The sequence below is a fragment of the Bradyrhizobium campsiandrae genome (assembly GCF_014529705.1).
Lineage (GTDB): Bacteria > Pseudomonadota > Alphaproteobacteria > Rhizobiales > Xanthobacteraceae > Bradyrhizobium > Bradyrhizobium campsiandrae.
On sequence record NZ_JAANIH010000112.1, the window covers coordinates 1 to 15,886 of the forward strand.

At 59.6% G+C, this 15,886-nt stretch carries 17 protein-coding genes and 3 pseudogenes; 12 read left to right on the forward strand and 8 right to left on the reverse strand.

All coding sequences use genetic code 11. From position 1 onward, the window contains the following. Positions 1-119: 119 nt before the first annotated feature. The 9 genes and pseudogenes from G8O24_RS43965 to G8O24_RS41080 form a co-directional block, all read left to right on the forward strand. A pseudogene (locus G8O24_RS43965) lies at positions 120-290 on the forward strand (DUF736 domain-containing protein); the annotation flags it as partial. A gap of 61 nt (positions 291-351) precedes the next feature. Then, positions 352-495: a hypothetical protein gene (locus G8O24_RS41045; protein WP_188108185.1), complete on the forward strand. Its 144-nt coding sequence runs from the start codon at positions 352-354 to the stop codon at positions 493-495. A gap of 344 nt (positions 496-839) precedes the next feature. Next, positions 840-1,601, forward strand: coding sequence for a ParA family protein (locus G8O24_RS41050; protein WP_188108186.1), 762 nt, complete (start codon positions 840-842; stop codon positions 1,599-1,601). Next, entirely contained in the window at positions 1,591-2,571 is a 981-nt protein-coding gene (locus G8O24_RS41055) for a ParB/RepB/Spo0J family partition protein (RefSeq protein WP_188108187.1), read from the forward strand. The genes G8O24_RS41050 and G8O24_RS41055 overlap by 11 nt, the downstream gene beginning before the upstream one ends. 421 nt (positions 2,572-2,992) lie before the next feature. Beyond that, entirely contained in the window at positions 2,993-3,511 is a 519-nt protein-coding gene (locus G8O24_RS41060; RefSeq protein WP_188108188.1) for a plasmid mobilization protein, read from the forward strand. Continuing rightward, positions 3,508-4,581 carry a relaxase/mobilization nuclease domain-containing protein gene (locus G8O24_RS41065; RefSeq protein ID WP_188108189.1) on the forward strand — a complete coding sequence of 358 codons (1,074 nt, stop codon included), beginning with the start codon at positions 3,508-3,510 and terminating at the stop codon, positions 4,579-4,581. Before G8O24_RS41060 ends, G8O24_RS41065 begins: the two co-directional genes overlap by 4 nt. A gap of 240 nt (positions 4,582-4,821) precedes the next feature. Further along, positions 4,822-5,394: a thermonuclease family protein gene (locus G8O24_RS41070; protein WP_188108190.1), complete on the forward strand. Its 573-nt coding sequence runs from the start codon at positions 4,822-4,824 to the stop codon at positions 5,392-5,394. Next, positions 5,391-6,206 carry an HNH endonuclease gene (locus G8O24_RS41075; RefSeq protein WP_188108191.1) on the forward strand — a complete coding sequence of 272 codons (816 nt, stop codon included), beginning with the start codon at positions 5,391-5,393 and terminating at the stop codon, positions 6,204-6,206. The genes G8O24_RS41070 and G8O24_RS41075 overlap by 4 nt, the downstream gene beginning before the upstream one ends. Then, positions 6,190-6,684, forward strand: coding sequence for a hypothetical protein (locus G8O24_RS41080; RefSeq protein WP_188108192.1), 495 nt, complete (start codon positions 6,190-6,192; stop codon positions 6,682-6,684). The genes G8O24_RS41075 and G8O24_RS41080 overlap by 17 nt, the downstream gene beginning before the upstream one ends. Before the next feature lie 296 nt (positions 6,685-6,980). Here the strand turns inward: G8O24_RS41080 and G8O24_RS41085 are convergent, their stop codons facing one another. After that, entirely contained in the window at positions 6,981-7,802 is an 822-nt protein-coding gene (locus G8O24_RS41085) for a hypothetical protein (protein ID WP_188108193.1), read from the reverse strand. Positions 7,803-7,926: 124 nt separating this feature from the next. On the opposite strand from G8O24_RS41085, the pseudogene G8O24_RS41090 reads away from it, so the two are divergent. Both G8O24_RS41090 and G8O24_RS41095 read left to right on the forward strand, forming a co-directional pair. Continuing rightward, positions 7,927-8,478 (forward strand): annotated as a pseudogene (locus tag G8O24_RS41090) (recombinase family protein); the annotation flags it as partial. Next, complete coding sequence (locus G8O24_RS41095) at positions 8,475-8,717, forward strand: WGR domain-containing protein (RefSeq protein WP_188108194.1); 243 nt, start codon at positions 8,475-8,477, stop codon at positions 8,715-8,717. The pseudogene G8O24_RS41090 and the gene G8O24_RS41095, both read left to right, overlap by 4 nt. Before the next feature lie 27 nt (positions 8,718-8,744). Here the strand turns inward: G8O24_RS41095 and G8O24_RS41100 are convergent, their stop codons facing one another. Genes G8O24_RS41100 through G8O24_RS41115 form a run of 4 tightly spaced genes read right to left on the reverse strand, consistent with a single transcriptional unit; the run spans position 8,745 to position 11,294 of the window. After that, complete coding sequence (locus G8O24_RS41100; protein ID WP_188108195.1) at positions 8,745-9,188, reverse strand: hypothetical protein; 444 nt, start codon at positions 9,186-9,188, stop codon at positions 8,745-8,747. Continuing rightward, complete coding sequence (locus G8O24_RS41105) at positions 9,136-9,591, reverse strand: hypothetical protein (RefSeq protein WP_188108196.1); 456 nt, start codon at positions 9,589-9,591, stop codon at positions 9,136-9,138. The genes G8O24_RS41100 and G8O24_RS41105 overlap by 53 nt, the downstream gene beginning before the upstream one ends. Before the next feature lie 53 nt (positions 9,592-9,644). Beyond that, positions 9,645-10,115, reverse strand: coding sequence for a DUF4411 family protein (locus G8O24_RS41110; protein ID WP_188108197.1), 471 nt, complete (start codon positions 10,113-10,115; stop codon positions 9,645-9,647). A 6-nt stretch (positions 10,116-10,121) separates the two neighbouring features. Continuing rightward, a complete protein-coding gene (locus G8O24_RS41115; RefSeq protein WP_188108198.1) occupies positions 10,122-11,294 on the reverse strand; it encodes an ImmA/IrrE family metallo-endopeptidase in 1,173 nt (390 codons plus the stop codon). Positions 11,295-11,632: 338 nt separating this feature from the next. Between G8O24_RS41115 and G8O24_RS41120 the strand changes: the two genes are divergently transcribed. Next, positions 11,633-12,322 carry a helix-turn-helix domain-containing protein gene (locus G8O24_RS41120; RefSeq protein WP_188108199.1) on the forward strand — a complete coding sequence of 230 codons (690 nt, stop codon included), beginning with the start codon at positions 11,633-11,635 and terminating at the stop codon, positions 12,320-12,322. Between the two features lie 48 nt (positions 12,323-12,370). Here the strand turns inward: G8O24_RS41120 and G8O24_RS41125 are convergent, their stop codons facing one another. The 3 genes and pseudogenes from G8O24_RS41125 to G8O24_RS45460 form a co-directional block, all read right to left on the reverse strand. Then, the gene (locus tag G8O24_RS41125) at positions 12,371-13,132 is read right to left on the reverse strand and encodes a hypothetical protein (RefSeq protein ID WP_188108200.1); all 762 of its coding nucleotides are present in this window, start codon (positions 13,130-13,132) and stop codon (positions 12,371-12,373) included. A gap of 59 nt (positions 13,133-13,191) precedes the next feature. Next, complete coding sequence (locus G8O24_RS41130; RefSeq protein ID WP_188108201.1) at positions 13,192-14,949, reverse strand: SIR2 family protein; 1,758 nt, start codon at positions 14,947-14,949, stop codon at positions 13,192-13,194. An 812-nt stretch (positions 14,950-15,761) separates the two neighbouring features. Beyond that, positions 15,762-15,886: pseudogene (locus tag G8O24_RS45460) on the reverse strand (IS21-like element helper ATPase IstB); the annotation flags it as partial.

Here is a 15,886-nt window from a genome sequence, read left to right on the forward strand (position 1 = left end):
TCTCCACGGGATTATGCGGAGTGTCGCCGCCACAAAAGCCCTTGAAAACCGCGGCCACCAGCCAACGACTCCGCATAATCCCGCGCTACGCATAATCTACGTTATGCGGTGCACCGCATAACGTCGAACTGGGTGCTGCCTGGCAGAAGACCGCCAAGGACACCGAGCGCGACTACCTCTCCGTTAAGCTGGACGATCCGAGCTTCCCCGCTCCGATTTACGCCACCCTGACCGAGGTCGAAGGTGCGGAAGGTCTCCAGCTGATCTGGTCCCGGCCGAACCGGGACTGAGGCTCAGCCAGTGGGCTCCGCCGCAAGGCGGGGCCCACTCCCTTCGACTGGAGATGCGATCATGACCATCGACACCATTGAAGAGGTTCGCGCCGAGCTGCGCGGATGCGTATTCACGCCGGCGGAGCGCAAGTCGCTCGAAGTCGAACTGGCCGAACTCATCCGCCAACGCAACGAAGCGCTCGCAGCCGAGGAGGGGGCATAAGCCCCCTCGTCTTGCATCTTACGATGCACTGTCGTTACTCGCGCCGCCGGGCAGCGCTCCCGGAGCCCGCAAGCGGTCTCCGCGCATTCGCGTGACGATCCTCTCGCGACCGTGTCGACAGCAGTGGTCCAGCAACGAGCACGGTCCCAGCCGCGCTTGCCAGAATTTGTTCCTCCCGATGGCGATGTACTGACCTGACTCTTCTGGCAGGGGATTCGCCGGAAGAATTTGGGGATCGTTCCCACGATCGGATTCGCAGTCGCTGTTGGTTCAAACCAACATCCCCTTGTCATGACGGACGAGGATATGCCTCTCGCGCCCTCAGACCCATTTCGGATCTTAATATGAAGACCATCGTCATCAACAATCAAAAGGGCGGGGTCGGCAAGACGACCCTCGCTGTGCATTTGGCTTGGTTCATGGCGGAAACGAATCTCCGCGTTCTCGTGATCGACGTTGATGCGCAGAGCAATGCGTCGGATACGCTGAGGCACTACGCAGGTTCAACGTTAGCCGCGGATTTGTTTAAACCGGGAATGCGGGTCGTACCCAGAGACGACGAAAGCCTAACGCTTGCGCCGGCCGATAGCTCACTGACTGATCTCGATCGAAGCGATGCGGCCGCCATAACGACTCTGCAAAAGAACCTCGCCATCGCGTCGGATCAGTTCGATGCCTGCGTCATCGATACGCCGCCTTCACTTGGACTTCGCAGTGTCGGCTGTTTGGTTGCGGCATCGCATGTGCTGGCCCCTATCTATCTGGAGGACTATTCGATCAAGGGCGTCAAAGGTCTGATGCAGACCGTTATCGGCGTGCAGAGGCGCTATGGCCGCCAGGATACGAAGTTCCTTGGGCTGCTGCCCTCGAACTTCAACACGAAATCGCCGCGTCAAAGGATGCATCTTGAGCAACTTTTGCGCGAGGCTGGCAAATATGTATTCCCAGGCCAGATCGTTGCAAGGGACGGCTATGCTGAAGCCGTCGCGGAACGCCTGCCGGTCTGGAAGCTGAAGCGCCGCTCTGCGCAGGAGGCCGGTCGGGAAATCCGCGATGTTCTCGCCAAGATCGTCGCGCAGATGGACGAGTCGGCCCATGGCGCTTGATCTCAGCTTCAAGCAGCTCATCGCGGTCGCAGAAGATGGTGCCGCCACAATCGGGCAACCGACGTGCATCTCTATCGACCGTATCGACGAAGATCCGGACCAGCCCCGTCGCAGCTTCGACGAACAGAAGCTCGACGAGCTTGCGCAATCGGTCCTTCAGCATGGAGTGCTGCAACCGATCGTGCTGCGGCAAGCGACCGAGGAAGGCCGGTACGTGATCGTCATGGGCGCGAGGCGGTATCGTGCTGCTAAGCGCGCCGGGCTCCGTGATTTGCCGGCTTTCGTTCATGCCGCTGGTTCTGCGGATCGCTATGTTCAGATGATCGAGAATATCCAGCGCGATGACCTCAATGCCCCCGAAATTGCGGCGTTCATCGCGGACCGCCTGGAGCAGGGTGAGAACCAAGCCGACATCTCGCGCAAGCTCGGGAAGCCCAGGGACTGGGTGTCTCGCTACTCGTCGGTCCAGAATATGCCGGAGTTCCTTCGGTCGAAGCTTGCCGGCTCTTCAATCCGTGCTGTGTATGAGCTCTACCAGGCTTGGCGTGAGCAGCCGGACGCCGTCGAGACCTTATGCGCAGCACAGGAAAGCTTCACCGACGCACACGCCCGCCGACTGGCCCGCGAAGTTCGCACGAAAGTCCGCGGCTCCCCTGCTGATGGCGAAGGTGCCCCTGGAGCTCAACCAGCACGTAGGCGGATCGCACCCCAATCGGCATTGCGACCCATGGCGAGAGACCGTGCAACGGCGGCCGCGGAAAAGCGCCTCAACTCTTCGGACGATCGGAACGAGCGAATGAGGACATCGCTGACGATCAGAGTGCGTCACCAAGATCGCACGGGCTGTCTCCTAATCGATCGACTCGCGTCTCAGGGCTCACACCATGCCGTGCTGCTGATCGATGGCGCGGAGGAAGCAGAAGAGGTTCCAGCATCGACCATCACAATCGAAGAGATCCTATCGGCATGAAGCTGCTCAACAGCCTCCTCAGAAACACTGTTCCGGTTGATGCGCCGGCGGAGCGGATTTCCCATCCGAAGGATGGCGCGTTAGCGCAGCAGCCGGAGGCCGAACGCGCCCCCCACAGCGCTGTAGAGAGGCCGGAGGCTGCTGGAAAGCCGCGGTCCACATATTCAGTGCTAATGTTGCGAATCTGCGCGCGCGGTCTTCGTGGAGTACAGGCATTCGGGGTGACGGCTGCGTCATTCCCGGAAGAACTCTCCTCATCGATCGTCGACTGTGTTGGATCTCAGCTGCAGCAACTGCCGAGCCTTTACCGCCGAGCCCGATGGTTTGAACCAACATGGAGGGGGTGGAGGGATTCGCACTTTCTAGTGCAGGATAGGCTTCGCGCCAGCGATGTATTACAGCGCGATTGGGATTGGAGAACATGGCTCTGATCTCGCTTCGCGTCTCCGACGAAGTCGCGGCGGAGTTCTCAGTTCTTGCAGCTACCCAGGGCGGTAAGTCCGCGCTGCTGCGGCGTCTCATTGCTGATGCACTTGCTGCACCAGAGCCGCGCATCTTAACGTTGCCCGTCGGACGGCCGGAGAAGGTGACGGTGCGATTTCGCGAGAGCGAGATGCGGCAGCTCGCGGAAGTTTCGCATCAGCGCGGCATGACGCGAACGGGCTGGATCGTCGCCCTGGTTCGCTCGCGATTAGGGTCGCCCGTGCAGCATTCCCCGAACGAGCATGACGAGCTTCGCGCGATCGTTCGCGAACTCAACCGGATCGGTGGCAACATTAACCAGATCGCGCGGGCCGCAAACACCAGTGTGCTGCAGGGCAGGGCGGTTGAGACCGATCTACCCGCAATTCGAGAAGCCAAATTGGTCATTGAAACAGAGCTCGCGCGACTACGTAATGCGCTGCACGGCAACGCGGATTATTGGGATGGACGGCGATGAGCCGGCGCCCGCGGCGGCCGACTGACCTGGCCTCTGAACTTCCGCCGATTTCGTATGTCTGGGAAACGCCCAACCGGCGCCCGCGCCAGGCCGAGTGGGATATCCCCGATCCGGCCGCTCCCAGCCGCCTCACGCCGGCGATGCGTGCAAAGCTCGAACGCATTGTGCGCCGAGCACCAGAGGTGATGGTCAAGATCACCGGGCGCACCAAGGGCGTGGCGCATCTCAAGTCGCACCTCGCATACATCACGCGAAACGGGGAACTCGATGCGGAAACAGAACAGGGCGCGACGCTGGCGGGGCGTTCCGGCTTGAAAGATCTGCAGCAGCGCTGGGAGGATGATGCCGGTCTCGACGACAAGCGCCGCCGCGATGGATCACTTTCGATCAACATCATTCTGTCGATGCCGGCTGGCACCGATGCCGTCGCCGTCAAGGATTCAGCCAGGGCTTTTGCCATCGAGACATTCGGGGATAATCACGACTACGTCTTCGTCCAGCACCTCGACGACAAGCATCCCCACGTGCACTTGACCGTTCGGTCTCTTGGCCATGACGGCAAGCGCCTCAATCCTCGCAAAGCGGATCTTCAGGCCTGGCGGGAACGGTTTGCCGGCGAACTCCGGCTTCGCGGCATCGCCGCGGAGGCAACGCCGCGGCGAACGCGCGGACGGGTTCGAAAGGCTGATCGCGGGGCGGTGCTCGCGTTGCGCAAGCGAAAGATCACGCCCAATGTTGATCAGCTCGCCCGAAAGGAGGTGCTCTCGGAGGTGAGGGGTGGCAGGACTGCAAAACATCCTTGGGATGAACAGATTAAGTCCCGTCAGGAGGCAATCAGGCGGCGTTATCTCGAGTATGCCGCCGAGCTACAGCACTCTGGAGCGGCAACTGATCACGAACTCGCCCGTCAGGTTCGGCAGTTCGTTAACGACATGCCCGCTGTCGAAACTCGCCAGCATGCGCTGAAGAACGAGCTTTCGGAACTTGCCAATACACGACGTGGCAGTACGGAGCTAGGAGTCAATACGGAGCGGCGTGATAAAACACGAAGCGATGAGCGGACGAGATAGACGTGACTTCAGGCTTGAACCAGCTATTCCTGAGCTAGGTAATGGTATGCGCAGCCATGGCGCTTTCCAACTCCGGCAATGAAGTCTGTGGCCCAGCGACGTACAATTCGGTTCGCGTCGACCCAGCAGCGAACAAGCTGGAAATCTGCCGGCCATGATCGACGCCATCAAAAAGCTGCGGCGCATCATCGAGGGTTTGCGGCGCCAGGGCATGGCGTATGAAGGGGCCGGAAAATCCGCTTGGCAAACAGCGCCACGGATTGGGATTGGAACAGGACCGCGCTACTGTCTCTCGCGGGTGTTGATAACCCGGCGGGCGAATTGGGGCAGGGCATGAAGTGTTTCACGCTGATCTTTGCAGCGATCTTATTCTCGACGCTGAGTGTCCGGGCGGAGCCCGTCAGCGTCGATGCCATCACAGTCGTGGATGGTGACACCATCGAGATCGGGAGCTATCGGTACCGCCTGGTTGGCTATGACACCCCGGAAATCAAGACGCGCCGCCGGAAGGTGACCGCAGATGAGCGGGCTCTGGCGATGGTCGCAAAGGAGCGCTTCACTGAACTGCTCCATAGCGGTCCGGTCGACTTGGTGGAGGTAGTTTGCTCGTGCCCGGCAAAGACCATCGGGATCAAGAAGTGCAACTACGGCAGGAAGTGCGGCCGGCTGACGCTCAATGGCAAGAACATAGGTGAGATGCTGATCGGCGAAGAACTCGCCCAGCTGTTTGTCTGCTGGGAGACGAGCTGTCCCGAAATGCCCGATTGGCCAAAGATCATCGAGAAGCAGTTTCCGTCTGGGAGGGCGCTTTGACCACGCAGTACGAGGAAGCGAAGAGGCTTCTGCCGATCGTCGCTGCAGCCGCCAAATCGCGCCAGCGACTGACCTATCAAATAGCTGCCCAAAAGCTCGGACGCCCCAAGAACAATGCCCGCACTGTCGCGCAGGTTTGCGACTTGCTGGATGCCGCCGCTGCCCTCGCAGAGGTTCCGCTGTTGGCGTTGACCACAGTGCTAACCGCCGATCTTCGCGTCAATCCCGATGCATGGGCTGACGTCGAGCCCGAAATTCGCAATGCCATCATTATGCGGTCGCAGAACCACACTTTCACCACGGCTGACATCAAGGCCATTGGCGATGCCCTGGAGAGACTGAAGGGCATCAGCAACCGCAAGGCCTGGCCGTACTTGGCTACGTTGATGCCGGCGGGTAAGCGAAGGTTGCAGTTGGCAGGGGTTGGCACCGCGGCGTACACGGACGCCATTGACGACCTGGGCACGGATGCTCCGGCCTACACGGCCTTCACCGGGAAACGCTACGCGCGTGATCCTCGAGTTCGCTCGGCAGTCAAGCAGCGTGCCGGCGGCAGGTGTGAATACTGCGGAAAGCTCGGTTTCCAATGCGCCGATGGATCGCGGTATTTGGAGTGTCATCACATCTTGGCGCTGGCGAACCAGGGCGCTGATCTCATGACGAATGTCATCGCCATCTGCCCACACGATCACCGGGAGGTCCATTATGGGAAACGACGGAAGCAGATCGAAACCGCGATGATCGTTAAGGTCAAGGCGGCCGAAGCGCGTCGCTTAACGGGTAGGGCGGGTGAAGATGCCGGAAGAAGCTAACCTATCGCCGCGAGACCGTGCGCTTTACGAGAAACTCTATGCGTCTGCCAATGACATCGGTACGGCCACGGCGTGCGCGCAATACATCCTCAAGAAGGGTTGGCACGGCTATTCGTTCACAAGGCGCGGTAGCGTACCGATCCAGCAGACCGCTTTTACCACGACACTGATCGTTGCTTACGCTCGGCCATTCGCTGCCGGGCGGGGAAATATCGATTTCCCAAAGAGGTTGCTGCAATACGACGATAAGGAGGCCGCGTTTCACCAGCGACTGCTGAAGCTGAGAAACCAGGAGTACGCGCATTCCGATGCGTCGACCATTAGCGTGAAGCCGCTCAAGGGAGTGATCCGCAGCATTCAGTCGATACGTGACTTGCGGTTCGTCCCGGCCGAGCTGAAGTTGTTCCTGGGCATGACTGCGGGTCTGTTCAGTCGAATTCATGAGCGCATGGAAGAAATTCGGCTGAGCGGAAGCTAGGGCAGGGCAGTCGAAACTGCCCTGCGACCTGGTATCAGGAACCCAGGCTCAGGATGAAGAGAATCAGGTAACCCAAGGTCACCAGACCATAAGCTAACGTATGCACGTTTAACTCCTTTGGTCGTGAAGATTTGGGCCTCAAATCAAGGGAGACGATCACCGACCGTTCCGATTATTTAGGGGATGCTATGTGCCGCTCGGTCGAATTCGGCGGAATCTCGCGAGAAATATTTTCGCCGATCGAGAACGGAAAAGCCGATGCCCGCTTATAAATAGGGCCTGTTTCAACTCAGATGTTACCTGCCGCTACAAGCGGCCTTGAAGGTGGTCGGGTAGCCCCTACCGACCTTCTTAAACTTCGGCTCGCCCTCGGTGTGGACCGCGAGAATGGCGGCTAGTTCTAACGGCTCCAGGGTATAGAGGTCGAATCCTTCGCGGTCAGGACGACAGCCGAGGGTGCGCGCGAATGCGCCGATGACCGCGCGGCCGGCGGAATATGAATGCGTTGTCTTGGCGAGGGGGACGGCCACCTCAAGGATACGGGGCTGGCCGATGGTTGCGACGAGCGCCTTCAGCCTCTCATCTTTCAGCCAGAAGTATGTAGATTCGCCTCCCCAATTCTCCAGCAGCGGCTCCACACCGTCGTCATCCGCGCGTATTGGCTCTGATGCCATCCAGAACTTGCCGAGCCGGCCAGGTTGCTGTTCCGGATGGTGGCAGGGGCTTGCCTTGTACAGTTTTTCCGCGTCGGCTGGGGAGAGCGCCCCGGCCGTTACCTGCGCGTCCAGCCTGCGCCGCAGGGTATCAAGCGTCCCGGTATAAATGCCTCCTTCTCGCATGGCGCGGACCTCCTCATCGACCAGGCGTGCGTAATGCCAGGCTCGAATGGTGCGGCTTTCCATGTCGCGGCCTACCTCCTCGGTGAAGGCGATGTAGTCCGCCGCATGGGGATTCTGGGGGTGAGGCATGCGGTGGTCCGAGGCCTCACGCTCCAGGAACTGCCGGCGCGATGTCGTGAGATAATCGCGGATCAACGACTCTTCCCGGCGCAGTTTCGCGCGCAGCTCTTCGTCGAAGGTGTCGATGTCCCAGACGTCGATAGGTTTCAGAATGCTCATAGAGCTATTGTGTTTCAGGAATCAAAACAAATGCAACACTGGTGATCATCAGTCTGCGCAGCGGCTTTGACTGTTGCATATGTCTGTTGCAAGTTGGCAGTGTTGAAATACATGCTATGCGTGCGTCTCTACCACCGAGCAGGATCATGCTGCGCAAGTTGACGCGCTAAAAGCGGCCGGCGCCGTCAAGGTCTTCAGCGAAAAGATGAGCGGGGTGAGGGCTGATCGGCCACAGCTTGTCCGTGCCATCGCAGCGCTCGACCAGGGCGACGTGCTCGCCGTTACCCGCATCGACCGTCTGGCGCGCGCAGCGCGCGACCTTCTCAATATCGTGCACGAGATCGAGGCGAGGGGAGCGACGTTCGAATCCCTTGCAGAGCCTCGGGCCAATACGAACACACCGCAGGCAGCAGCGATGCTGACCATGCTTTCCGTATTCGCCCAGCTCGACCGCGCCTTTACCCTGTCGCGGACCAAGGAAGGGAGGGAGCGGGCGAAAGCTCAGGGCCGACGGTTCGGGCCCGAGCCGAAGCTGAGCAAGGAGCAGACCGCGCATGCCCGGGATCTGCAAGGCGAAGGGCGGGGGCTGCGGGAGATTGGCGCACTTCTCGGATGCAGTGCAGCCACTGTGTCGCGCGCCTTACATACAGCAAAGGAAGAAGACGAGGTCGCATGACCGCAATTATCGTTACTCGGGTCGATATGCACCGTAACGTGGCACGGCTTTACAAACTGGACATCCAGCCGACGTTGTTTGGCGAATGTTCCCTCGTACGAGAATGGGGACGCATTGGGCGTGCTGGCACTGTTCGTATTGAAACGTACTCGTCCCGAGGCCAGGCCGATATCGCCTTGATCTCGAAGTGGGCGCAGAAGCGAAAGCGCGGCTACCTGCACAGAGGGTTTGCCGCATAGCGCATTCGCTTACAGCGATCGTGGCGCCTACTTGGCGAACTGGTCGTATTCATCAAGCAGGAATGACAAGTAGCTGCGGATCAAATTGCAGATCAGCCTAGTTTCGTGTGACGAAAGCTCGCCTTCGGCCGTCAGGGTCGCGCCATGCCGCACGCCGCCACCTGTGGGTGACGACAAGTAACCGTGGAGCGTCTTCATCCAATTAATGGCTTGCTCTGCGACTTGTCCCTTGCGATGCAGCTTCAGCTCGTCGGCAATCTTGTTGAAATATTTGCCCTGGATCGTGCCATCCCCAACGGGGAGGCCTTGAAAAACGGTTGAAACCGTTTCGAGCAGCCAAAGGATTTCCTGCACGGCCTGCCGGTTCTTACCGGCGGTCAGATACTCTTCTGACTGCTTCAGGGACCGCTGAAGTTTTTCATGGGCCTGCGCATCCAGAGAGGGCGGCAGTGTCTCGATCTCGACCGGCATCTGTGCCCGGCGGGCGATCAACTGCGGCGGGTTCACCCTCGTAGCCTGCATCGTGCGTATTGAGCACATGGTTGATCATGGTCACATCGGGCACCACAATCCCTTCATACTGCCTCTTCAGAGCCTCCCCGGCATCGAAAAAAGCCTCGACGAACAGCGGAGCGTTCTCGCCGGCCTCGTGCATGTATATGCCCAGGTCGGTCTCAGCCCAGCTTAGCGAGGAACTATGGTGATGGGGTCTGTTGGCCGCATCGGCGAAGTAGCCTTTGTAGTGTTCGACGATGTGCTGCCGGTTGCCGTGTTGGCCGGCAACGCGCCGGATCAAACCGGTCAAATCGTGGATGACGCCCTTGGCGATCTTCCCAGGTGACATCAACCGCCACGATAGATCGAAGTTCAGCACGCACAATTCTCCTGCCGGTAACGGCGCTGATCGGGGTCTGCATGGAGGGTTAGCTAGCCCAGCACCCAATCTTCTTCGTCGATGAGCTGCATGAGGTTGATGCACTCGACCTTCATGGCATTGCAGACACCGGGTATCTTGCCGAGGCTACCGACGCCAGTTTCCTCCGTGATCACCGTGTAGCCGCTGGCCTTGGCCAACGCGATGACAAACGGATCGGCCTGAAACTTCTCTTTGCCCGCTGAAACAAGCGCCGTGTAGGTATTGACGATGTGGTCGACCTGCTGCTGTACCGTCTCATCAGGCGTAATAAACATGGTCTCGCGCGGCTTGAGCCACCCGTGCAATTCCTCTGAGCGCTGCTTGTTGCATTCGCGGAGCACCAAGGTCGAGGATACGAGCCTGCCGTCGGTCACGAGCTGATCGAACTGTTCCCACAGTTTCGGGAAACGGTTTGGCTTGTAACGCTCGTACCAGGCTGCGATCAGCGCGCTTGTGTCGATGCAATAGGTCTTCTTCGCCATGCCGGATTAGCCCGCCATGCCAAAGGCCGCCTTTTCCATGACAGGAACAGTCGTAACCTTCATGTTCAAAAGACCTGCGACGTCGCGCAGCGTGAAATATCGATCGTGGTAACCCTGGAAAATAAGCTGGGTGAACGTCCGGCCGAGCTGGCTCAGCACCACGTAGTGATACTTGGGCCCTCCCTCGGATGGCTCTTTTTGCTCGTCTAGCTGGGCGTAAATCTTTTGGAAGTCGACGCGCTTGCTGTCGTAGAAGGCTTGTGTGGTGCGGCCGAGCGTCAGCAGGCGGCGCAGTACCGCTTCTTGGCTGACTCCAAAGCGCAGCGCCAGCGCCTCCAACTCGTCATCACGCCAGCTCTTCTGGCTGCCTTTCTGGGTAACCAGCGTCTCGCGCAGCAACCAGTCGCGCGGCATCAGCGTTGCGGCCGCGACGGCGTTGCAGAACTTCTCGACATCGGGGTGAGGAGCGTCATTCCGATCACCCCCCATGTTACTGACGCCGCTTTGCCTTAACGCCAGATGGCAGAACTCATGTAGCAGTGTGAACACGCGGCCGTTGCCGCGATCCTTGCCGTTGATCAGGATCACCGGCATGGTCTGCTCGGCGAGGGCCGTGCCGCGCATTTCTTTGATCTTCAGCCGCGGCACGACGAAGACAAGGATGTCTTTGGCCTCCACAGCTATGCGCCAGTTATCGAAGGCCTTGCGACCAAATCGCTGTTGCTTGGCTTCGGTAACGCCCAGGTATTCGCGGATTTGCCCACCGAGCTGTTCCACGTCCGTCTTCAGCGTTGCTTTCAGCTCGAACGGTTGCACCGGCTGGCTCAACTCGTCTCGCACGGTCATCGCAATTTCGCGGCGCTCTCGCGCCAAGCGGATCACGTAGTTGAGCTGCGGAGAGAACCCCTCGTCAACGCCAGGCAGGCGGCGGAAGTCCTGAATGGGCTGCCAGCCCTTGGGCGGGGTCTTGAGATAGAACAGGCTTACCGGGCGCTTGTAGAGGTCTGCAATGTCCAGGAGCTTGGCGAAGGTCGGCGCCTCGCCGCCCCGCTCAAACGCATTCAGTCGCTCCTCGTCGATGTGCAAACGGCGTGCGGCCTCGTCCGGGCTAAACCCGGCCTGCGCCCGCGCCCATGCAAGCATGGCCGGGTTGATCAGGGCCTTTACACTCTTCGCCATCGTCTTTGCTTCCCCGAGGAAGATTCTAACCTGACCGTCAAGCGGCAGGCACAACTTTCAGCGGCATGCGCCTAAAAAAACGTTCAGGCTGTGTGCGTGCCGCCGCAGTTTGCGGTCCATATAATGCAAAGGGCCCCGATGTTCACCGGAGCCCTGCGACGATCGAGCATTCCCGATCCCAACCTCAAGATAAGCCGCTAAGCTGGTAGGGTTAATGGCGGGTTCCGCGGCTCGATCTAAAATCGTAAGTATTATCAGCCTCTTAGCGGGCAACTGTCGGCATTCTGCCGTGTTCGCGCAGGCATCGCGCCCTATGGTTCGGGCCATAGGAGATCGACATGAACACCACCAATGACCCGAAGACGCTTGGCTTCTGGGCTCGTTGCGTCCGGGACGCCCAGCACCTGTCCCAGGAGGCCCTGGCCGCCAACGCCTCCGTCGACATCAGGACTGTGCAGCGCTTCGAAGCGGGCAAGACCGTCAACATCACGTCGCGGCGCGCTCTGGCGAAGGCCCTGGGCTACGACAATCCGGATGTGTTCGACGATCCCAAGTTCGCCGAGGAGGTCCTGAAGTTCTTCGACGGGCTGAAGGCCATCCAGCAGAAGAGCCTCGACGACCAGCATCCCGACAGCGTGCGGGTCAAGGCTCAGGGGCTGACTTCGGGGACCGAGGCCATGCGGTTTGCCGATGTCGTTAACGCGATGTCGTTCGTCATCGATGATGGCCTTTCGGATGCGGCCAAAGAAGTCGCGGCCGGGTTCTGCGACTACGTGCAGGAGCTGATGGACCTGGACGACTTCCCGATGTCGGGCCGCCTTGGTATCGCCAAGGACCTGGACGATCTTTTGCAGGATCTCCGCGAGAAGGGTGCGCATGCTTACTTTGCGACGCGCGACCGCAAGCTTCGCGGGCCGGACTGGGGCGACAAGCCGTCCTGGGACGTGACGATCGGCTTTCTTGTCGTCGTCCCCACCGACCGGCAGCTCACCGAGCTGTATATCCCGCGGAAGTCCAAGTTTGCATAGGGCCAGTCGGCGGCTTGCAGCACTGCCGCCGGTAGTGGTGTCTCGGAGTCATCCGATCAATTTCTGAAGCTCGGCCCGATCCTCAGGAAGCAGGCACAAGCTTTGCGCCGGATAATTGGGCTGAACCTCTCCGCTCATACGTTCATCAGGGATCAATCGCAATAGCGCACTAAACGCGGGATTGAAGCGGCGAGGCTCCCAGCCGCTGGCGGCGTGAAGGGTAGGCGTCCATTCGCGCGCTTCGTCCTCGAGCAGCAGCTTTGCGAGCATGCGGGCATCATCTGCCGTCGATGATCCCCAGCCCATCACTTGATAATCGAGCTGTTCATAAAACGTCTGCGTCAACCGCAGACACCAATTATCTCTGCCGATCGCGCGGTCGATTGTAACCAATCCATGCGAGTTCAGCTCGAACGCGGCTTGCTCAACAGCCTTGCGCTCGACATCCGGCAACAGTGCGCACAGATCGGTCAGCATCCGGCCACGGCCTGCCATTCCGTCGCCAGGTGCACGTGCCAAGGCGACAGCCAGTTGAACGCTTGCGCCGGTCAACGTCGTGGTGGGATTGAGAGCCTGGTCGTGATCATCGAGCCGGCCGGTGTGTTCGTTCGTTCGCGCCGAGATCGCGCCTTCCCATTTACTGCGCGATTTTTGCGCCTGGGTCGGCATGAACTCCCCAACCAGCTTCAGCAAGCTGCTCACCCCGGGGATGACCCCGAGCGCCGCTTCCAACGGAACACGCGCCCGGTCATCGGGGTGCTTGGTCTCGGGTGGGGCTATGGGCCTGTGTTCGCGCGGTTCATCGGTCATGCGCAGCGACTCCTCACTGTCGTTTAGCCGATTCGCTGGCGCCGCGGGCAAATGGTCGTCTACCACCTCATGTTGCTGGCAAGGTGGACGACGCTTTCAATGGCCAGCGCCAGATAGTCCTGGTCGCCACGTGCAAAGCCGGCTTCCAGCAGCACCGGCTGGAGTTCGCCCTTCCAGCCGTCAAGAATTGATCGGGCGGCGCGGCCATCCCAGACTGCTCGGCCCATCGGTGCCCGAACATAGCTCTGAGCTTTAAGCGCTGCTTGCAGCGTCGACTTATCATTGGCCAGCCCAATGTATGCAAGCGTGCCCAGCAGTTCAAATTGCGCGTACAACGTGGTGAACTCACCCTTGGTGAAGAGGTAGTCGACCGTCCACTTTTCAAATACGCCGTGGAGATAGTCGCTCAGCGCCATTCTCCGCTGTTCCTTTCCGAATAGCAGATTCCACGGATCGTGTTCTGTGCCCTCCCAACCGCTCAGGAGAAGGTGCGATACCACCGTGGGCGCGTAGTCGCGACCAATATTGATCGACGCCGAAAACAGCTTGAATAGGTCGGCAAAGCGCTGAGCCTTGAGCAACGCGATTCCGTACGCATAGAGCAGCAGCACCGCCGGGTATGTCCTGAGATTGACCAGGAAGTTGAATCCGCTCGCGGGGGCGCGATGCCCAAGCCTGGTGATGACTTCCACCGCGTCCCGGAACTCATCGCCCCTTCCGTATCGACCCAACACACCAAAAATGCGGGCAAGTATTTCAGTCTGTGCTTCATAGCGCGCAACCGCTAGCGCGAAGAAGTCGCTCTGCCAGTCGCCTGTAAGTGGCTGAAAGCCACCTGAGACGATAAAGCTATCGATACGGCGCAACTCCGCGCCGATCAGCTCATCGAGCTGTATACCAAACTCTGGTCGCGCCAGAAACTTCTTCGCGCTGGCGACGAGCAGGTCGACGCTCCGCGGGTTGGGGCGTTGGGCATCGGTTTGGGCCGACACCAGCATCTCTAGTCGCTCGAAGAATGCGTCGGCGCCCTCGATGGTGACGACCTTGCCCGCACGGTGACCAACCACCGTGTCCGCAACCGCGGACAACTTGCCCCGCGTGGCCCAGAACATCGGATAGCGGCGATTGGGAGCCCGTGTGATTGCCGAGCGGAGGGCAGGGTCCCAATCACCTGACCAACCGCACACGATAAGCCCGTGTTCGTCGATAATGCGGTCTAACAAGACATTCAGTTCCTGCGTGTATGCGCCCAGTTCAGCATCGGTGTTCCGGATGCGAGTATCCAGGTAGTCGCCATGGATTTTCACCACGTAGCAGCGGCTGTGAATGAGTGGCACCGCGCCCTTCAGACTGTCATCGGAAGAAATGACCGTTGGCTCAACGCCGTTCTCGCGAAGGGCATTTTCCGTCAGCCGATCGAAGTTTGTTGTGATGATGACACGCACATGGCCCGCGGCGACCAGCCGGGCGATTGCCTGGTGGGCGCGCGTAGGGATTTTGCGGCCGGCCTCGATGTCTTCAGCGTTGGGCTCGATATAGCTGTGCAACACCGAGCGGCGTTCGTCTGGCGTGCTCGCGAGTTGGTCCAACAACTCTGAATAATTCGGTTCTTTGCCGAACTTTGCTTTGTGCCATGCCGCCCAATCCGCCTCGTCTTTAACGCCTTGCAGGGCTGCGACGCGTTGAACGAGATCGAGCGTGACTTCCCAGCCAGTGGGGATCTGGGCAGGGCGTGAAATGCCCGACCCAAGAAGGAGGCAATAGACGCCTTTGTTCTCGTAAACTGAAAAAGCTAAGGCCGTTAAGGGATCGATCATCTCAGTGCACACCGCGAATCTCACTCAGCGGCGCAGTGTGCGCCATACATGGCGGTGGCTCAACCACTAGCTGAGGTCATTCCCCCGCGCTCCTCACTATGCGCCATTGACCAAGCTTCAGCTGTCGCAAAAATTGCGACGGCGATTCGGTGGCGGGCCAAAGAGCAGGTTCACATGCAGCTAGAGGAAGAGGTCGACGCCTATCTCGGCGAATGGCTCAAGGGAATTGCGCGCGCGGACGCGTCAAAGGATTGGTATCTCGACCTGCTCAAGGGTGACCATGTCTCTCTCGGCATCGACGAGCCCAACAATTGGGTGAGCACCAAAGGAAATAGTCACCTAAGGGCGGCAACTCGGCTTCTGCTTGATCGCGCGAAGGAGCAACGAAGAGTCACGACGGATACAGCTCGCCGTTGCCTTATCGAAGCTCACTTCGCTCACCTGCCCAAAGCCATGAGGACCCGCAAGCTCTCAGAGCGTGCGGTGATAGCCGGAGCTACGGACAGATTAACCAAAGCCCGGCGGTCTAACGGCACCTACGTCATTCCGGTCTGTTTTGCTCCCTCGGCAACAAAGACCAGTTTCCGGATTGGCCCGGCCGTGATCTTCGCGAGGGCAGTGTTCGAAGAGCGTTATCGCGGTGCTATTCAGGCGCGTGCCGATGATGACGACGCCTTTACAAAGAAGGCCATCAAGCAGTGGGCTGAATACTCGGAGCGATACGACCACTTCATCGTTGTGCGTGTTGATGGGCATGAGAGTGAAATGGCCTGGAAGGCCGCGCGAGACGTAGCCGAATACGTCCTCAACTGTCAATCGGCGTTCAAATTTGACCCCTCATCGGCGTCCAATTTTGACCCCTTTGCGCGGCGGGGTTTGGCGGTAGCGCTCGTCTCGTCGGAGCTGGCCGGGATTGCGGAGATGAGACGAGCGCGGG